This window comes from Kitasatospora sp. NBC_00458, from assembly GCF_036013975.1.
Taxonomy (GTDB): domain Bacteria; phylum Actinomycetota; class Actinomycetes; order Streptomycetales; family Streptomycetaceae; genus Kitasatospora.
This window is the reverse complement of sequence record NZ_CP107904.1, coordinates 3,879,519-3,895,922: the sequence shown is the minus strand read 5'-3', so window position 1 is coordinate 3,895,922 and position 16,404 is coordinate 3,879,519. Positions and strand designations below refer to the sequence as shown.

14 protein-coding genes and 1 tRNA gene are annotated in these 16,404 nt (G+C 73.7%); 8 read left to right on the top strand and 7 right to left on the bottom strand.

The annotated features are described in order from the left end of the window. Window positions 1-44 precede the first annotated feature (44 nt). From OG550_RS15780 to OG550_RS15760, 5 genes are all read right to left on the bottom strand, one after another. A complete protein-coding gene (locus tag OG550_RS15780) occupies window positions 45-1,163 on the bottom strand; it encodes an aminopeptidase P family protein (RefSeq protein ID WP_327678005.1) in 1,119 nt (372 codons plus the stop codon). 139 nt (window positions 1,164-1,302) lie between these two features. Next, complete coding sequence (locus OG550_RS15775; RefSeq protein ID WP_327678003.1) at window positions 1,303-2,655, bottom strand: dipeptidase; 1,353 nt, start codon at window positions 2,653-2,655, stop codon at window positions 1,303-1,305. A gap of 156 nt (window positions 2,656-2,811) precedes the next feature. After that, window positions 2,812-3,249 carry a hypothetical protein gene (locus OG550_RS15770; protein ID WP_327678001.1) on the bottom strand — a complete coding sequence of 146 codons (438 nt, stop codon included), beginning with the start codon at window positions 3,247-3,249 and terminating at the stop codon, window positions 2,812-2,814. After that, entirely contained in the window at window positions 3,246-4,994 is a 1,749-nt protein-coding gene (locus OG550_RS15765; RefSeq protein WP_327677999.1) for an APC family permease, read from the bottom strand. The genes OG550_RS15770 and OG550_RS15765 overlap by 4 nt, the downstream gene beginning before the upstream one ends. Window positions 4,995-5,329: 335 nt before the next feature. Then, window positions 5,330-6,706 carry an MFS transporter gene (locus tag OG550_RS15760; protein ID WP_327677997.1) on the bottom strand — a complete coding sequence of 459 codons (1,377 nt, stop codon included), beginning with the start codon at window positions 6,704-6,706 and terminating at the stop codon, window positions 5,330-5,332. A gap of 258 nt (window positions 6,707-6,964) precedes the next feature. Here OG550_RS15760 and OG550_RS15755 point away from each other — a divergent pair, with 258 nt between their 5' ends. From OG550_RS15755 to OG550_RS15745, 3 genes are all read left to right on the top strand, one after another. After that, complete coding sequence (locus OG550_RS15755) at window positions 6,965-7,726, top strand: helix-turn-helix domain-containing protein (protein ID WP_327677995.1); 762 nt, start codon at window positions 6,965-6,967, stop codon at window positions 7,724-7,726. A 41-nt stretch (window positions 7,727-7,767) separates the two neighbouring features. Continuing rightward, window positions 7,768-8,262, top strand: a complete 495-nt coding sequence (locus OG550_RS15750; protein WP_327677993.1) for a hypothetical protein — start codon at window positions 7,768-7,770, stop codon at window positions 8,260-8,262. A gap of 196 nt (window positions 8,263-8,458) precedes the next feature. Further along, entirely contained in the window at window positions 8,459-9,166 is a 708-nt protein-coding gene (locus tag OG550_RS15745) for a hypothetical protein (protein WP_327677991.1), read from the top strand. Between the two features lie 122 nt (window positions 9,167-9,288). Here the strand turns inward: OG550_RS15745 and OG550_RS15740 are convergent, their stop codons facing one another. After that, the gene (locus OG550_RS15740; RefSeq protein ID WP_327677989.1) at window positions 9,289-9,777 is read right to left on the bottom strand and encodes a YajQ family cyclic di-GMP-binding protein; all 489 of its coding nucleotides are present in this window, start codon (window positions 9,775-9,777) and stop codon (window positions 9,289-9,291) included. A gap of 215 nt (window positions 9,778-9,992) precedes the next feature. Here OG550_RS15740 and OG550_RS15735 point away from each other — a divergent pair. Beyond that, a tRNA-Tyr gene (locus tag OG550_RS15735) sits at window positions 9,993-10,073 on the top strand. A gap of 253 nt (window positions 10,074-10,326) precedes the next feature. Then, the gene (locus tag OG550_RS15730; RefSeq protein WP_327677987.1) at window positions 10,327-10,533 is read left to right on the top strand and encodes a hypothetical protein; all 207 of its coding nucleotides are present in this window, start codon (window positions 10,327-10,329) and stop codon (window positions 10,531-10,533) included. 63 nt (window positions 10,534-10,596) lie between these two features. On the opposite strand, the gene OG550_RS15725 is transcribed toward OG550_RS15730, so the two are convergent. Further along, window positions 10,597-11,283, bottom strand: a complete 687-nt coding sequence (locus OG550_RS15725) for an HAD family hydrolase (protein ID WP_327677985.1) — start codon at window positions 11,281-11,283, stop codon at window positions 10,597-10,599. 362 nt (window positions 11,284-11,645) lie between these two features. Between OG550_RS15725 and OG550_RS15720 the strand changes: the two genes are divergently transcribed. The 3 genes from OG550_RS15720 to kdpF all read left to right on the top strand — a co-directional run bounded on the left by OG550_RS15720 (window position 11,646) and on the right by kdpF (window position 16,404). Next, a complete protein-coding gene (locus OG550_RS15720) occupies window positions 11,646-13,538 on the top strand; it encodes an APC family permease (protein WP_327677983.1) in 1,893 nt (630 codons plus the stop codon). 303 nt (window positions 13,539-13,841) lie between these two features. Continuing rightward, on the top strand, window positions 13,842-15,836 hold the full coding sequence (locus OG550_RS15715) for an APC family permease (protein WP_327683909.1): 1,995 nt from the start codon (window positions 13,842-13,844) through the stop codon (window positions 15,834-15,836). A gap of 478 nt (window positions 15,837-16,314) precedes the next feature. Further along, window positions 16,315-16,404 carry a K(+)-transporting ATPase subunit F gene (kdpF, locus tag OG550_RS15710; RefSeq protein ID WP_238863773.1) on the top strand — a complete coding sequence of 30 codons (90 nt, stop codon included), beginning with the start codon at window positions 16,315-16,317 and terminating at the stop codon, window positions 16,402-16,404.

The window sequence follows — 16,404 nt, the reverse complement described above, 5'->3', positions numbered from 1 at the left end:
CCGCTGTCCCCGGGCCCGTCGCCTCCGGACCCGGGGCGGGGTGGTCAGGACACGGTGCCCAGCTCGTGCGGAGTGTTGTTGAAGCGCCGCCCGCCCTGCTCGGTGACGGTCACGATGTCCTCGATCCGCACCCCGAACCGGCCCGGCAGGTAGACGCCCGGCTCGATCGAGAAGCACATGCCCGGGACGAGCGGCTGCTCCTCGCCCTCGACCAGGTACGGCGGCTCGTGCGTGGTGATCCCGATGCCGTGGCCGGTGCGGTGGATGAAGTACTCGCCGTACCCGGCCGCGGTGATCACCCGGCGGGCGGTCCGGTCGATCTCCTGGCAGCTCACCCCGGGCCGGACGGCCTCGAAGGCGGTCTGCTGCGCCTCCCGGACGACGTCGTGCACCTTCCGCACCTCGTCCGGGACGTCGGTGCCGACGTGCACCGTCCGGGTGGTGTCGGAGCCGTAGCCGTCCTTGAGGCCGCCGAAGTCCAGCACGACGGTGTCGCCCGGTTCGATGACCCGGTCGCCGGCCTCGTGGTGCGGGTTGGCGCCGTTGGGACCGGAGCCGACCACGGTGAAGTCGACCTGGCTGTGCCCGTACTGGATGAGCAGCGCGCTGAGGTCGGCGGCGACGTCGGTCTCCCGGCGCCCGGCGAAGTCCACCTCCAGGATGCCCCGGTAGGCGGCGTCGGCGGCGCCGCCGGCCGCGGCGAGGCGCTCCAGCTCGTCCGGTCCCTTGACGGCGCGCAGCATCGGCAGGGTCTCGGTGAGCGAGGTCCAGCCCGTACCGGGCAGGGCGGCCTGGAGGCCGAGCAGGTGCATCGCCCAGGCGTTGTCGGAGACGCCGTACCGGCCGGCCCCGTCGAGCAGCGGGACGGCGGCGGCGTACGGGTCCTGGCCGTCCGTCCAGTCGAGCAGCCGGACGGCCGGGGCGCCGGCCGCCTTCTCGGCGTCGGGGCGCTCCAGGGCCGGGACGACCAGGGCCGGCTCGCGTCCGGCGGTGAGGACGAGGGCCGTCAGGCGTTCGGTGATCGCGGTGGGCTGGTAGCCGGTCAGGTAGACGAGGTCGGGACCGGGGGCGACGACCAGGCCGGCGAGTCCGGCGGCGGTGGCGGCCGCGGTCGCCCGGTCGAGGCGGGCGCGGTAGTCCTCGGTGGTGAACGGTCGGGGCATGCGAGGTCTCCTGGTGGGGGCGAACGCTCGGGGTGGCCGGGTTCGGGGCCGGGACCGGGCCGGGCCTGGGTCGCGGGGCTGCGGGGTCGCGGGGCTGCGGGGCGGTCGGGCCCGGGCCGGCCGGGCCGCTACGACTCCATCACGGCCGGGAGGAGTCGGCATAGTGCCGGAGGAACAGCGCCTCCACGTTGGCCATGTGCTCGATCTCGCCGGGGTCGACGCTCTCGTTGGGCGCGTGGATCAGGCAGCGCGGCTCCTCCACGCCCATCAGGATGATCTCCGATTCCGGGAAGGTCTCGGCGAACACGTTGCAGAGCGGGATCGAGCCGCCCTGGCCGAGGAAGGACATCGGCCGGCCGTAGACCTCCTGCATCGCCTTGTCGAGCGCCGCGTACGCGGGCCCGCCGGTGGAGGCCCGGAACGGCGAGCCGGTGCTCTCCGGGGCCACCTCCAGGCGCACGCCCCAGGGCGCGGCGGCCTCCAGGTGCGCGGTGAGCGCGTCCTGGGCGGCCCGCGGGTCGGTGCCGGGCGGGACGCGCAGGCTCACCCGGGCCCGGGCGGTCGCCGGGACGGCGGCGGCGGAGCCGACCACGGGCGGGCAGTCGATGCCGAGCACCGTGACGGCGGGGCGGGCCCAGAGCCGGTCGGCGACGCTGCCGGAGCCGGTCAGCCGGACACCGTCCAGCACGCCCGCGTCGGCTCGGAACTGCTGCTCGTCGTAGCCGGTGCCGCTCCAGCTGCCGGTGCAGTCCAGGCCGTCGACCCGGGTGCCGCCGTCGGCGTCCCGCAGCGTGTCGAGGACGCGGATCAGCGCGGCGAGCGCGTCCGGGGCCGGACCGCCGAACATGCCGGAGTGCACGTCGCCCCTGAGCGAGGAGACGGTGACCACCACGTTGGTGAGGCCGCGCAGGGAGGTGGTGGCGGTGGGTACGCCGACCGCCGCGTTGCCGGTGTCGCAGACCAGCAGGGCGTCGGCGTGCAACTCGCCCGCGTGGGGCGGCACGTAGGCCTCCAGGCCGCCGGTGCCCTGTTCCTCCGACCCCTCGACGACCAGTTTGACGCCGACCGGCAGGTCGTCGCCGAGGGCCCGCAGCGCGGTGAGGTGCATGACGATGTTGCCCTTGCAGTCGGCGGTGCCGCGCCCGTACCAGCGGCCGTCGCGCTCGGTCAGCTCGAACGGCGGGGAGGTCCAGGCGTCGTCGTCGAGCGGGGGCTGGACGTCGTAGTGGCTGTAGAGCAGGACGGTCGGCGCGCCCGGCGGTGGCGGGCGGTGGCCGACCACGGCGTGGCTGCCGTCCGGGGTCTCCTCCAGGTGGACGTCGCGCAGACCGGCGTCGGTGAAGGCGGCGGCGACCCACTCGGCGGCCTGGCGGCACTTCTCCGGCGGGTACTGGCGGGGGTCGGCGACGGAGGGGATGGCGACCAGTTCGGCCAGGTCGGCCTTGGCGCGGGGCATCAGGTCGGCGATCCGGCGGGCGAGTTCGTCGGTCATGGGTACGGCTCCTTCCGGGGCGGGTGGTGCGGCCGGCCTTCGTCGGGCGTCGTCGGCCTCCGCGGGCATCGGGGCCGGGGCCGGGAGCGGGCGCGGGGCGGGGCGGGGCGCGGCGAACGGGAGACGGGCGCGGGAGGACGGGGCGCCTGCGGGCCGTCAGTTGCGCACGGTGTCGTGGAGCTTGAGGTCGTCGATCTTGTCCTTGATGGCGGAGAGCTTGTCCGGGCAGTAGACCGAGAGCACGATCGTCTCGGCGAGGACCACCTCGCGGTCGGAGAGCACCGGGCGCTGGCCGGGGCCGCCCGCGCCGTTGGACATGCCGTACTTCCACTGCGCCTGGGTCAGCGCGTGCGCCGGGTTCTCGCAGACGGCGCCGCCGTCCTCGCCCAGCGTGTGCACGATCTGGCTCTGCGAGGGCACCGGGTAGCCGGCCGCGCCGAGCGCCTCGGAGAGCTGCTGGGCCTTCCGGTTGGCCTCGTTGGTGGACTTCAGCTGGGAGTAGGTCAGCAGGCCGGTGACCAGCATGGCGACCAGGAGGACGATCGCGCCGACGTAGATCCAGCGGTGCCGGGAGGCCATCATGCTGCGGGTCATGACGTTCCTCCGGGGGTGTCGCCGTTGCTCGGGCCGGCGGGGCCACCCGGTCCACCGGGGCCGTCGGAGCCACCGGGGCCGCGGGGTCGGTCCGGGCCGCCGGGGCCCTTCGGTGCGTCGGGTGCGTCGGGTGCGTCGGGTGCGTTCGGTGCGTCGGGGCCGCCGTCGGCGTGCATGGCGGCGTTGGCCCGCTCGGCGGCCTCCATCTCGGCCAGCTCCGCCTGGGCTTCGGGCGAGCGCCACTCCGGCTTGCGCAGCCGCAGGAACAGGTACGGGATGATCAGCCCGAGCAGGGCCAGGCCGCCGCCGACGATCGCGACGTACGACCAGACCGAGCCGCTGCCGAACTGCGAGGAGGGCACGAAGCCGATCGCCATCGCGGCCGCCGAGGACAGCAGCCCGGTCACCGCGATCGGCACCAGCGCCGGCGCGCGGTAGCCGCGAGGGTGGTCGGGCTGGGTGCGGCGCAGCCGGATCGCGGCGGTGAACATCAGCAGGTAGACGATCAGGTACACCTGCGTGGTGATCACCGAGAAGATCCAGTAGGCGCTGGAGACGTTCGGGATCAGCGCGTACGCCAGGGCGATGATCGTGGTGACCACACCCTGGGTGACCAGCAGGTTCTGCTGGACCCCCTCCCGGTTGAGCCGCTGCAGAAACGGCGGCAGGTAGCCCTCCTGCCGGGAGATCATCAGCAGTCCCTTGGAGGGCCCGGCCAGCCAGGCGAGCATGCCGCCGAGCGAGGCGGAGACCAGCGCCACCGCGATCACCGGGGTGAGCCAGCCGATGTGGAAGTACTGGAAGAAGGAGTCGAAGGCCTGCATCACGCCGGCGGTCAGGCTCAGTTCGGAGGACGGCACCACCCAGCTGATCGCCAGCGCCGGCAGGATGAAGATCGCCAGCACCATGCCGGAGGCGGTGAACATGGCCCGCGGGAACTCCTTGGCCGGGTCGCGGAGCGAGGAGACGTGCACCGCGTTCATCTCCATGCCGGAGTAGCTGAGGAAGTTGTTGACGATCAGCACCAGGCTGGCCAGGCCGGTCCACTGCGGGAAGAGGTGCGCGGCGTTCATCGGCGCGGCGGAGGGGTTGCCCTGGCCGAGGAAGACGAGGCCGAGCACCACCAGCAGCACGCCGGGGATCAGGGTGCCGATCACCAGGCCCATCGAGGAGAGGCCGGCCACCGCCTTGGTGCCGCGCGCGGAGACCCAGACGCCGGTCCAGTACAGGACCATGATCACGATCGCGGTGTACAGGCCGTTGCTGGCCAGGGCCGGATTGATCACGTAGGCGATGGTCGAGGCCACGTACGCGAGCAGGGACGGGTAGTAGAAGATCGTCATCGCGAACTGGCACCAGACGGCCAGGAAGCCGAGCGGCTTCGACAGGCCCTCCGACACCCAGCGGTAGACGCCGCCCTCCCAGCCGGACGCCAGCTCGGCGGAGATCAGCGCGGTCGGCATCAGGAAGACGACCGCCGGGAGCAGGTAGAGGAAGACGCAGGCCAGGCCGTAGACCGCCATGGTCGGCGCCGCGCGGAGACTGGCCACCGAGCTGGTGGTCATCAGCGCGAGGGTCAGCCAGGACATCCGGGGCGCGCTCGCGAGCCTGGTCGCCACCGCGCCGGTGCGCTGCCGGGCGGCCGGGCCGGTTCCGGTCCCGCCGGTCCCGCCCTGCCCCGAACCGCCCGGGCTGCCCGCACCGGGACTGCCGCGACCGGACGAGGGCACGTCCATGGAACTCATGAGTCCTCCTCGGGGGCCCGACAGGTCTGGTCCGGGGGCCGGTCCAGCGGCCTGGTCCGGGGTGGCCCCGGGCGGGCCGTACCCGGCCAGTTCACCCGGTTGCCGGGGGTGCCGCATGTGGCGTGCACCCGCACGGGTGATCGACTGTCAGGCGCGGGCGGAGGGGTTTGGCCGACCTGCCGTCCGGTTTCGGGGCCGGTTCCCGGGTCCGGTTTCCGTGTCGGGGGCGGGCCGGGGCCGGGCCCGGTCTCCCGGCGGGGCGTTGTACCGGTGGGGCCGGGCCGGGCGGTCGTTCCAGCGGCCGCAGGCGGGCGCCGGAACCGTCGACGGGCGGCTCAGAGCCGCTCGGCCGGCCAGGTGGCCCGGCGCAGCGTCCGCCCGGCCGTCGCGGGTACGAGGGCGAGGACCAGCAGACCGGCCACCGAGCCGAGCGCGGCCGCGGGGGAGAGGTGGTCGAGCAGCAGGCCGCTGCCGACCATCCCGGCGGGCATGCCCAGGCTGAACAGCGTCATGGTGGCGGCGATCACCCGGCCGCGCAGCGCGTCGGCGACCTGGCGGAAGATCAGCAGGTCGATCATCACGCGCAGCGTCGGTATCCCCAGGCCCACCACGAACAGCGCCGCGAAGACGACGGCCGGCCCGCCGGGCAGCAGCGGCGCGAGGACCGCGGGGACCAGCACCCAGGCCACCGCGAGCAGCAGCACCCCGGGACCGGCCAGCCGGTGCAGCCGGTTCACCAGGAACGCGCCGGCCAGCGCCCCGACCGCCTCCCCGGCCAGCGCGAGCCCGATCCCGCCGTTCGACGTGCCCTGCCCGCGCAGGACCACCATCACCGGTAGCAGCATCGCGGTGGAGGCCACGTTGATGACGAGGACGACGGCCAGGGTCGGGCGGAGGAAGGCGTCGGCGGCCAGGTGGCGGAGGCCGGCCAGCGCGCCGCCGCCCTCCGCGGGTGTCCCCTCGACGGGTGCGTCCCCGGCGGCCGCGTCCCGTTCCGCGGTGTCCCGGCCGGGGCCGTACGGGTCCGTCGCCCCCGGCCGGCCCGGGAAGCGGACCAGCACGGCCGAGGCCAGCGCGAACAGTGAGGCGAGCGCCGTCCCCACGAACGGCGCGCTCCGGCCGAGCCCGAACAGCGCGCCCGCGAGCGGCGGACCGATCAGACCCGCGCCGCTCACCCGCGCCTCGTCCTGCGCCAGCGCCTGCCGCAGCTGCTCGGGCGGGACGACCGAGCGCACCGCGAGCAGCCGGACCGGACCGCTGTACGCGATGGTGGCGCCAATCACGACGGCCACCAGCAGCGTGTGCGGGACGGTCAGCAGGTCCAGCGCCATCGCCAGCGGGACGCTCGCGGAGGCGAGCAGCCGGGAGCCGTCGGCGAGGATCAGGATCCGGCGGCGGTCGTACCGGTCGGCGACCGAGCCGCCGTGGATGCCGAAGACGACGGCGGTGCCGATCTGCAGGGCCCCGAACACGGCGGCGAGCGTGGACGAGCCGGTGAGCGCGAGCAGCAGCAGCGGGTACGCGGTGTCGGCCATCTGCAGGCCGAGGGTCGCGGAGGCCTGGCCGGCCCAGAGCGTCTGGAACCGCCGGTTGCGGCGGAGCGGGACGGGCTCGCGGGGGCTGCTCCGCCGCGTCCCGGGGGTCGGCGGAGCCGCTCCTCCCGTGGTCGCGGTCGCGGTCGCCGCCGTCGTGGCCGCGGTCGCCTTCGCCACGGCCGGAGGCGGCCCCGGAGCGGCCCCGGCCGCCGTTCCGTCCACCCTCTCGCCCGCCGTTTCGGTCGTCCTCCCGCCCGCTGTTTCGGTCGTCCTCGTCGTCCCGGCTCTCGAATCCGTCGGTCCGGTGCTCATGCCCCCACCCACTCACCTTTTGGTCATCGTTCACGTTTCCGTGAATGGTTGCGGATGAGTGAGCGATTGCGCAAGGGTGAATGCTGATTGCCGGGGGCGAAGGCGATCTGCGAGGGTGGGGCCGTGGTCGAGAACGCTGACGAACCTGTCGATGCCGCCGCCCCCGCCCCCGCGGCCGCCGTCGCCGTCGCCGGCACCCCGGGTGCCGCGGGGCCCGCCGGGGGCCCCGGTGGGCTGCCCAGGGAGCGCCTGGTCAAGGAGGCGGCCACGCTCAAGGCGCTCGCCGACCCGCTGCGCCTGGGCATTCTCGGCGCCCTGAACAGCGTCGGCGCCGGACCGCTCACCGCCAAGGAGATCGCCGCCGCCCTGGGGGAGCCGCAGACCAAGCTCTACCGCCACATCAAGCAGTTGGAGAAGGCCGGACTGATCCGCGTCGCCGGCACCCGGCTGGTCTCCGGCATCGTCGAGAGCCGCTACGCCCCCGGCCAGGAGTCGGTCCGGCTGGCTCCCGAGATCTTCTCGGCCGACTCGCCGACCCGGGGCGAGGCGTTCGACGCGATGCTTGCCTCGATCGACCGGGTCCGCGACGACTTCCGCGACCACGCGCTCTCCGGCCGGGTCGACTTCTCCACCCCGGAGGACGGCTCGGTCGGCCTCCCCGGACTCTTCTCGCACTTCACGCTGCGGCTCAGCCCCGAACAGCTGGTCCGGCTCCGTGCTCAATTCAAGGCGGTCTTCGACGAGTTGCGCGCCGCCGGACAGAGCACGGCCGAGGATGCGGTGGAGGTGGCGGCGTTCACCCTGCTCTACGGAGTCCAGCCGGACGCCGCCGCTCCGGCGCCGCCGGGCTCTCGGAGCGGTACCCGCCCGGGCACGGATTCGTAAACGCCGGGCGCACTGTCAGTGCCATGGTTCAGGATGACTGAATGTCATACGAACTTCAGGCGCTGATCGGTCCGGCGGAGCTGGTCGCAGTGGCGGCTGCCGAGGTTCCGGCGGCCAGGCCCCGGCCGCTGGCCCAGGGGCTGGCGCTGATACCGGCGACCCCCGCCTTCCTGGCCGCCCTCCGGTTCGGCGACGACGACCCGGCGGCCACCGGCGCCGCCGGCTTCGCCTGGATCCCGGACGGCCTCGAACGACGGCTGGCCGCCTGGTCCAAGGCGGGCCCCATCGCCTGCGTCGAGGCCGACTTCTTCGGCGGCACCGGCACCCAGCGCGCCGCCGTCTGGGCCGACGGCCGGCTCGACCTCGGCCCGGTCGCCGCGGGGGAGTTCGAACCCAGCCCGCCTGAGGGCAGTCCGATCTCCCGCGCCCTGCGCCGGCTCGGTGCCAGCGCCGAAGGCACCGCCCACCGCGACGAGTTCGACGCCGTCGGCCTCGGCGCCCACCGCAGCACGGCGGCCTGGGCGGCGGCCCGCTGAACCGTCCCCCCGGCCGGGTCGCACCGACGGCCCGACGGCCCCGGGGGTCCGACGCTTGACGGTCCGACGGCGTGTCGGGGCCCGCCGCCGCGTGTCGTGCACCGTTCGGCGTACACGGGTGGCTGGGCCAACTGGCCTGCTCCACGGTGTGAATCAGGCATTTCGCCTGATCCGTACCGAGAGGAAAGCATCACCCATGCGTGCCACCTGGACGGCCGCCGCGCTGACCGCAGCCCTTGCGCTGACCCCGGTCGCCACGGCCTCCGCCACCGCCGCCGGCAACGGAGCCGCGGTCACCCCCCGCACCGTCAGCACCTTCGCGGTCCCCGTCGACCTCCCCCTGTTCGCGCCGGCCGCCCCTGCGGCGCCCGGTGCGGCCGCTCCCGCCCTCCCCGCCTCCGCCCCCGTACCGTCCCTGCCGGGCCTGTCGGGTCTGTCGGTACTCCCGGGAGGCCTCGCGATCCCGGCGTTCCCGGGCTTCCCCGCGCGCCCCGCCGACGCGCCGCTGCCCGTCACGGTGCCCCCCGGCGCCCCGGCGGCGCCCGACGTCCCCGACCTGCCCGCCGCTCCGGCGCTGCCCGCCGCCCCCGACCCGTCGGCGCTCCTCGGGACGGTCGGCGGCCTCGTGGACACGGTGACGGGCCTGCTCTCGTCACTGGTCTCCAGCGTCGACCTCGGCGTCGTGCAGCAGTTGGTCGGTTCGCTGCAGGCCGTGCTGCAGGGGCTGCTCGGCCAGCTGCCGACACCACCGGTGACCGTGCCGGCCCCGCCGACGGCCCCCGGCACCGACGCGCCCACCCGTTCGGAGCAGCTCGCCTCCCTCAGGGCGCAGGTCCAGGCCCTCGCGGACACCGCGGCCGGGGCCCGGGGGGCCGCCGTCCGACCCCACACCGCCGCGGGCTGATCCCGCTCCCCCGACCCGCCGGGCCGCCCGACGCGCGAGGCCGCCCGGCACGTCGGACCCCCTGATGCGTGAGGCCCCGGCCCCGAACCCGGGACCGGGGCCTCACCGCATGTCCGCAGGGGTCAGCGGTAGTTCACGTACTGGACCGCGAAGTCCAGGTCCTTGCCCTTGAGCAGGGCCTGGACGGCCTGGAGGTCGTCGCGGCTCTTCGAGCTCACCCGGAGCTCGTCACCCTGGACCTGGGCCTTCACGCCCTTGGGGCCCTCGTCCCGGATGATCTTCGCGATCTTCTTGGCATCGTCCTGGGAGATGCCCTCCTTCACGTCCGCGAAGATCTTGTACTCCTTGCCGGACAGCTGCGGGTCCTTGGTGTCCAGCGCCTTCAGCGACAGGCCACGCTTGATGAACTTGCTCTGCAGCACGTCCAGGATGGCCTTGACGCGCTCCTCGCCGCTGGCCTTCATCTCGATCGTCTCGCCGGAGCGGCTGATCTCGGCGCCGACGTTCTTGAAGTCGAACCGGGTGGCGATCTCGCGGGAGGTCTGGTTGATCGCGTTGTCGACCTCCTGCCACTCGACCTTCGAGACGATGTCGAAACTGGAGTCGGCCATGGGTGTTGGTCTCCTTGATGCTCTGCCTGCACTGACACGGCCCGCCCCAACGGGCGTCCGCGGCCCCAGCCTATCCAGCCCGCCCCCGCCCGCGCCCCCGACCGCCACGCCGTGCCCGGTGATCATCCGCCACCTGACCGGGTGGCGGAGCACCCCCTCGCATCAGGTAAGGTTTACCCAGTCGAACGGGGCGAGCCCCGGGAGGCGAACATCCTGGCTGGTTGCCCGAGCGGCCAAAGGGAGCAGACTGTAAATCTGTCGCGCAAGCTACGCAGGTTCGAACCCTGCACCAGCCACAGGATAGAGAACGGCCCCTGATCTGCGGAAACGCGGATCAGGGGCCGTTTTCGTCATTCTCGAACGCCGGCTTGCCGGGGTGGTCCGCTGTGGGGTGATTACCTCGGTTCGTTCCGCCCGGATCCTCGTGTCGGCCGGTGTGTACGGGCCGGGCGCGGACCGGGGCGGCTTGCTCGCGAGGTGCCGGTGCTGGGTCCCGGGCTTACCGTCGACGTAGCTCGGTTCCCACGACCCAACACGTCGGAGTTCGGTATGGCCAGCTACGAGACACATGCCCAGGCCGCGAGCGACATCCTGGCGCGGACCAAGATCACCGGGATGCAGGCCACCAATGAGCTGCGCGCCCAGGTCGCGCAGGTCGAAGCCCTGCTGGCGCTCGCCGCGGCCGTGGCCGGCCGTCGGGCGGAGGCGCCGCCGCCGCCGCAGTACCCGCCCCACGGGACCCCCGACTCCTACTGACGGATGGAGCACGGCCCCCGATGCGCGGAAGTGCGGATCGGGGGCCGTGCTCCGTTTCCGGGGTCAGGGGGCGAGGAGGAGGGCTGCGGCGGCGGGGGTGTCGGGGGCGGTGCGGGTGGGGGCGGGGTGGGCCGGGGGGAGCGGCGGGGGCGGGTCGGGGGTGATCCAGATCGAGCGGATTCCGGTGGCGTGGGCGCCCCGGAGGTCGGTGGCCGGGTTGTTGCCGACCATCCAGTCGGCGGGGGTGAGGGTGCGGCCGAGGCGGGTGGCGGCGAGGTGGAAGATCGCGGGGTCGGGCTTGGGGGCGCCGGCCTCCTCGGAGACGCAGACGGCGTCGACGGCGGGGAGCAGGCCGGTGTGCGCGAGTTTGGCGCGCTGGACGTCGGTGGAGCCGTTGGTGACGACGGCGATGGTCCAGCCGGCCTCGCGGAGGGCGGCGAGGGCCTCGGGGACGCCGGGGATCGGGTGGGTGCGGGCGGCCTCCCGGGCGACGTGCTCCTCCCAGAGGTCCGCGCCGGAGCGGGCGATGCCGTAGTGGGCGGCGATCCGGGCGAAGCCGGCGGGGGAGCGTTCGGCGCGGAGGAGGGCGAAGACGGTGGGCGCGGCCTCCTCGGGGAGGCCGTGGGCGGTGCAGAAGCCTGAGGTCCAGGCGTCGGCGGCGCCGTCGCGTTCGACCAGGGTGTGGTCGAGGTCGATCAGGAGGAGGGGGCGGTGTGGGCCGGGGTGGCGTGACGAATCGTGCTGGATCATGCGCGGAGGGTAGCCGAAGGAACTGCCCGTCCCTATTGCGAATAGCTTGCAATTACCTTGATCAGGCAGCAGAGTGGGGGCAGGGGTGGGGTCGGGCCGTTCAGCCTCCCCGCTGAGATGCCCCGGTCGTGCGGAAGCGCGCCGGGAGTCCTCCGTAAGAGCTGATCGTCTTCCCAACCGGCGCCCGCCGGGACAGCGGTCCGCCCACCCCGTCCAGCCCGCCCCCTCGGAGGTGCGGAAGCCCGCGTCAAGGGTGCGTCAAAGGCTGGTGCCGGCGCGTCAGGAACGCGTAGAGGGCGGCGACCGCCCGGGGTGCGCCCCGCAGGATCGGATCAACCGATCGACTGCGGAGGTCCCGTCCGATGTCCAGCCCCGTCACCCCGGCCGTCTCCGCCGAGCCCGAGCCACCTGACGCCGCTGCCGCTAACGCCGCCGCTACTGCTACCGCTGCCGGGGTCGGCCGTGCGGACGGGGCGCCCGGCGCGGGTGACGAGAGGCACCGGCTCACCGCGCTCGGCGGTCTGGCGGCGCTGTCGTTGGACGCGATGGCCTCGGTGGCGTACGGGCCGGAGTCGATCGTGCTGGTGCTGGCCGCGGCGGGGGCGTACGGGCTGGGGTTCACGCTCCCGGTGACGGTGGCGATCGCGGTGCTGCTGGCGGTGCTGGTGGCCTCGTACCGGCAGGTGATCGCGGCGTTCCCGGACGGCGGCGGTTCGTACGCGGTGGCCAAGGCGCACCTGGGGCGGCGGACGGCGCTGACCGCCGCGGCCTCGCTGGTGATCGACTACGTCCTGAACGTGGCGGTCTCGGTGACCGCGGGCGTGGCGGCGCTGACCTCCGCCGTGCCGGGCCTGTACGAGGACCGGGTCTGGCTCTGCCTGGGCGTGCTGGCCCTGGTGACGGCGGTGAACCTGCGCGGGATCGCCGAGTCGGCCCGCTGGTTCATGGCGCCGACGGCCGTCTTCGTGCTCTCGATCCTGGCGATCATCGTGGTCGGCCTGTTCCGGGACGCCCCGGTGAGCACCGCGGCGGCCGAGGGGCACGCCTCCGTGCTGGCCGGCAACGCGACCGCGGTCGGCGCGCTGCTGCTGCTCAAGGCCTTCGCGGCCGGCTGTTCGGCGTTGACCGGAGTGGAGGCGGTGGCGAACGCCGTCCCGTCCTTCCGCACGCCCGGCGTGAAGCGCGCCCAGCACACCGAGGTCGCGCTGGGCGCGCTGCTCGGCGTGATGCTGATCGGACTGGCCGTGCTGATCGGCCGCTTCCACCTCCAGCCGGTGGAGGGCGTGACCGTCCTCGCCCAGCTCGCCGACGCCTCGCTCGGCCACGGCGCCGGTTTCTACCTGGTCCAGTTCGCCACCGTCGTCCTGCTCGGCCTGGCCGCCAACACCTCCTTCGGCGGACTGCCGGTCCTGCTCCACCTGCTGGCCCGCGACAACCACCTGCCGCACGTCTTCGCGCTGCGCGCCGACCGCCAGGTCCACCGGCACGGCGTCCTGTTCCTTGCCGCCGTCTCGGCGGTGCTGCTGGTCGGCTCGGGCGGCGACGTCAACAGCCTGGTGCCGCTCTTCGCGATCGGCGTGTTCGTCGGCTTCACGGTCTGCCAGGTCGGGATGGTCCGGCACTGGTGCCTGGAGCGGCCGGCGCGCTGGCGGGCGAAGGCCGCGCTGAACGGCTTCGGCGCACTGCTCACCGGGGTGGCGGCGGTGGTGGTCACCGGCACCAAGTTCACCGAGGGCGCCTGGGGCATCTGCCTGGCCCTGCCGCTGCTCGTCCTGCTCTTCGAGGCTGTCCACCGCAGCTACGCGCGGATCGGCGAGCGGCTGGAACTCGGACGCGTCCCCGGCCCCCTCACCCCGCAGCGCAGCCTGGTCGTCGTCCCCGTCACCGCGATCACCCGCCTCACCCGCGACGGGCTCTCGGCGGCGCTCTCACTGGGCGACGAGGTCCTCGCCGTCACCGTCGTCCACGACCCGGCCGAGGCCGAGGCGCTGCGCCGGGACTGGGAACTGTGGCAGCCGGGCGTCCCGCTGGTGGAGATCCCGGACGCCCACCGCCGGCTCGGCCCGCCGATCGCCGCCTTCGTCGCCCGGCTCGGCACCGAGCACGCCTACGACCGGCTCACCGTCCTCATCCCCGAGGTGGAACCGGCCCACCCCTGGCAGCGCGCCCTGCAGAACCGCCGCGGCGCCGTCATCGACCGGGCGCTGCGCCGGCACACCGACGCGGTGGTCTGCCGGCTCCGGATGAGGATGTGAGGGTCCGTCCCAGCGTGGTGAATTAAGGGGATAAGAAGCATTTGTCCGAGTTGATCGTCATATCTTGACGATGTCTTAACGCCCCTCCCGAACTCCCTCCCGGTGCCCTCGAAACGCCTCCGCTCCGCCCGGCGCACCCCGCCTGCAGTGGCTCCGACCTGCGGGAACACTCCCGCTCCCCGGGCGCGCCGGGCGCTCCGGAGGCTCCCGCAGGGGCGCCTTGCACGTCGGTCGGGCGCCTTTACGCTCGCCCATGTGTTCAACCTGCCCCAGGCGCTCAAGCGCCTAGTGATCGGCCGAGCGATGCGCAGCGAAGAGCTGGGCGAGACGCTGCTCCCCAAGCGGCTGGCGCTGCCGATCTTCGCCTCGGACCCGCTCTCCTCGGTCGCCTACGCGACCCAGGAGATCCTGCTGGTGCTCACCGTCGGTGGTGCGGCCTTCCTCTACCTGACCCCGTGGGTCGCGGCCGGCGTGGTCGCGCTGATGGCGGTCGTGGTGATGTCCTACCGCCAGGTCGTGCACGCCTACCCGAGCGGCGGCGGCTCGTACGAGGTGGTCTCCCGGAACCTGGGCGCCAACTCGGGCCTGGTGGTGGCCGCCTCGCTGCTGGTCGACTACGTGATGACGGTCGCCGTCTCGGTGGCCTCGGGCGTGGACAACATCATCTCGGCGCTGCCCTCGCTGGCCGACCACCGGGTCGAGCTGGCGGTCGGCTTCGTGGTGCTGCTGATGGCGGGGAACCTGCGTGGCGTCCGGGAGTCGGGCAAGGCCTTCGCCGCACCGACGTACCTGTTCATCGGCGGGATCCTGCTGATGGTGGTCACCGGTCTGGTCAGGGTCGCGCTCGGCGACGCCCCGGTGGCGGCCAGTGCCGCCTACGGGATCGTGCCGGAGGACGGCAAGGACACCCTGGCCGGGCTCGGGCTGCTGATGCTGGGCCTGCGGGCGTTCGCCTCCGGCTGCACGGCGCTGACCGGGGTGGAGGCGATCTCCAACGGCGTGCCGGCGTTCCGGGCGCCGAAGTCGCGGAACGCCGCCGCCACGATGGCCGTGATGGGCACCACGGCCGTGGTCATGTTCGTCGGCATCACCACGCTGGCGCTGGTCTCCAAGGTCCACATCGCCGACGACGCCTGCCACCTCACCGGGTTCCCGGGCGACTGCGCGACCGCGCCCCAGCAGACCGTGATCGCGCAGCTGGCGGCCGCGGTGTTCGGCGGCGACGGGAGCGTCCTCTTCTACTTCATCCAGGCGGTCACCGCGCTGGTGCTGATCCTGGCGGCCAACACCGCGTTCAACGGGTTTCCGCTGCTGGCCTCGATCCTGGCCGAGCACCGCTACCTGCCCCGGCAGATGCACACCCGGGGCGACCGGCTGGCCTTCTCCAACGGGATCATCGCGCTCGCGGTGGTCGCCGGCGGGCTGCTCTGGCTGTACGACGCGGACGTCACCAGCCTGATCCACCTCTACATCCTGGGCGTGTTCACCTCCTTCACGCTGTCGCAGATCGGCATGGTGCGGCACTGGAACCGGATCCTGGCGGAGGAGACCGACCCCGCGGTGCGGGGCGGCGCCCAGCGCTCCCGGGTGATCAACTTCTCCGGTGCGGTCACCACCGCGCTGGTGCTGGTCATCGTGCTGCTGACCAAGTTCACCCAGGGCGCCTGGCTGGCCGTGGTCGCGGCGGTGGTGCTCTGGGTGATGATGCGCGGCATCCGCCGGCACTACGACAGCGTCGCCGCGGAACTGGCGGTCGACGACCCGGACGCCGAGTCGGTGCGGCCGTCCAGGGTGCACGGCATCGTGCTGGTCTCCAAGGTGCACAAGCCGACCCTGCGGGCGCTCGGCTACGCCCAGGCGTTCCGGCCGGACTCGCTGGAGGCGCTCACCGTCGCGGTGGAGCCGGACGCCACCGGCGAACTGGAGCGGCAGTGGCGGGAGCTGGACGTGGCGGTGCCGCTGACGGTGCTGGACTCGCCGTACCGGGAGATCACCAAGCCGGTCGTCCAGTACGTGCGGGAGTACCGCCGGACCAGCCCGCGCGAGGCGGTGGCGGTGTTCATCCCCGAGTACGTGGTGGGGCGCTGGTGGGAGCACCTGCTGCACAACCAGTCGGCGCTCTGGCTGAAGAGCCGGCTGCTGTTCACCTCGGGGGTGATGGTGATCAGCGTGCCGTGGCAGCTGACCTCGGCCGGCAGGGCGGACCAGCCGTCCCGGCGGGCCCCGGGCGCGGTCCGGCGCGGGGAGCCGGCGGTGCGGTCGGAGAACGAGAGCCTGCCGGCGCCCGAGCACGCCTGAGGCGGGGAGCGCCCGCGCACGCCCACGGCCCCGGACAGCAAGCCGCTGTCCGGGGCCGTGGGGCACCCGGGCACCCGGGCACCCGAGTACCCCGGCCCCGGCCCCGGCGGGAGAGCGGACGGTCGGGCGACACGGCGGCACGGCGACACGGCGGCACGGCGACACGGCGGGGCAGCGGAACAGCGGAACAGCGGGGCAGCGGCACGGCAGGACGGCGCGGCAACGGCGGCCCGTATGGAGCCCGTCAACAATCGAACGGCCGCCGTATGGAGCCCGTCAAGAACGCCGTTGACGCACCGTGAGGGCGGTTGGCTGGCGTAGCCGGCCCGCCGCCGGTGCCGTGCCCCCGCCCCTGCGGCGCGGGCCGCGGCCACCTCCGAACCACTGTGGTGGAGCCCATGTCCGATCTCATCTACGTCGGTGTCACGGTCGCCGTGTTCGCCGTCATCGCCCTGATCGCGCGGGGGGTGGAGAAGCTGTGAGCGCCGAGAACGTCGCAGGTCTCATCGTGGCCGTCGCCCTCGTCGGCTACCTCGTCGTGGCGCTGATCTACCCGGAGAAGTTCTGA

Bases quoted from the DNA above. Each gene is read 5' to 3' on its own strand.
- OG550_RS15720 (WP_327677983.1), top strand. From the start codon at position 11,646: ATGTCCAGCCCCGTCACCCCGGCCGTCTCCGCCGAGCCCGAGCCACCT.
- OG550_RS15740 (WP_327677989.1), bottom strand. From the start codon at position 9,777: ATGGCCGACTCCAGTTTCGACATCGTCTCGAAGGTCGAGTGGCAGGAG.
- OG550_RS15725 (WP_327677985.1), bottom strand. From the start codon at position 11,283: ATGATCCAGCACGATTCGTCACGCCACCCCGGCCCACACCGCCCCCTC.
- OG550_RS15780 (WP_327678005.1), bottom strand. From the start codon at position 1,163: ATGCCCCGACCGTTCACCACCGAGGACTACCGCGCCCGCCTCGACCGG.
- OG550_RS15765 (WP_327677999.1), bottom strand. From the start codon at position 4,994: ATGAGTTCCATGGACGTGCCCTCGTCCGGTCGCGGCAGTCCCGGTGCG.
- OG550_RS15715 (WP_327683909.1), top strand. From the start codon at position 13,842: ATGCGCAGCGAAGAGCTGGGCGAGACGCTGCTCCCCAAGCGGCTGGCG.
- OG550_RS15745 (WP_327677991.1), top strand. From the start codon at position 8,459: ATGCGTGCCACCTGGACGGCCGCCGCGCTGACCGCAGCCCTTGCGCTG.
- OG550_RS15775 (WP_327678003.1), bottom strand. From the start codon at position 2,655: ATGACCGACGAACTCGCCCGCCGGATCGCCGACCTGATGCCCCGCGCC.
- OG550_RS15770 (WP_327678001.1), bottom strand. From the start codon at position 3,249: ATGACCCGCAGCATGATGGCCTCCCGGCACCGCTGGATCTACGTCGGC.
- OG550_RS15730 (WP_327677987.1), top strand. From the start codon at position 10,327: ATGGCCAGCTACGAGACACATGCCCAGGCCGCGAGCGACATCCTGGCG.
- OG550_RS15750 (WP_327677993.1), top strand. From the start codon at position 7,768: ATGTCATACGAACTTCAGGCGCTGATCGGTCCGGCGGAGCTGGTCGCA.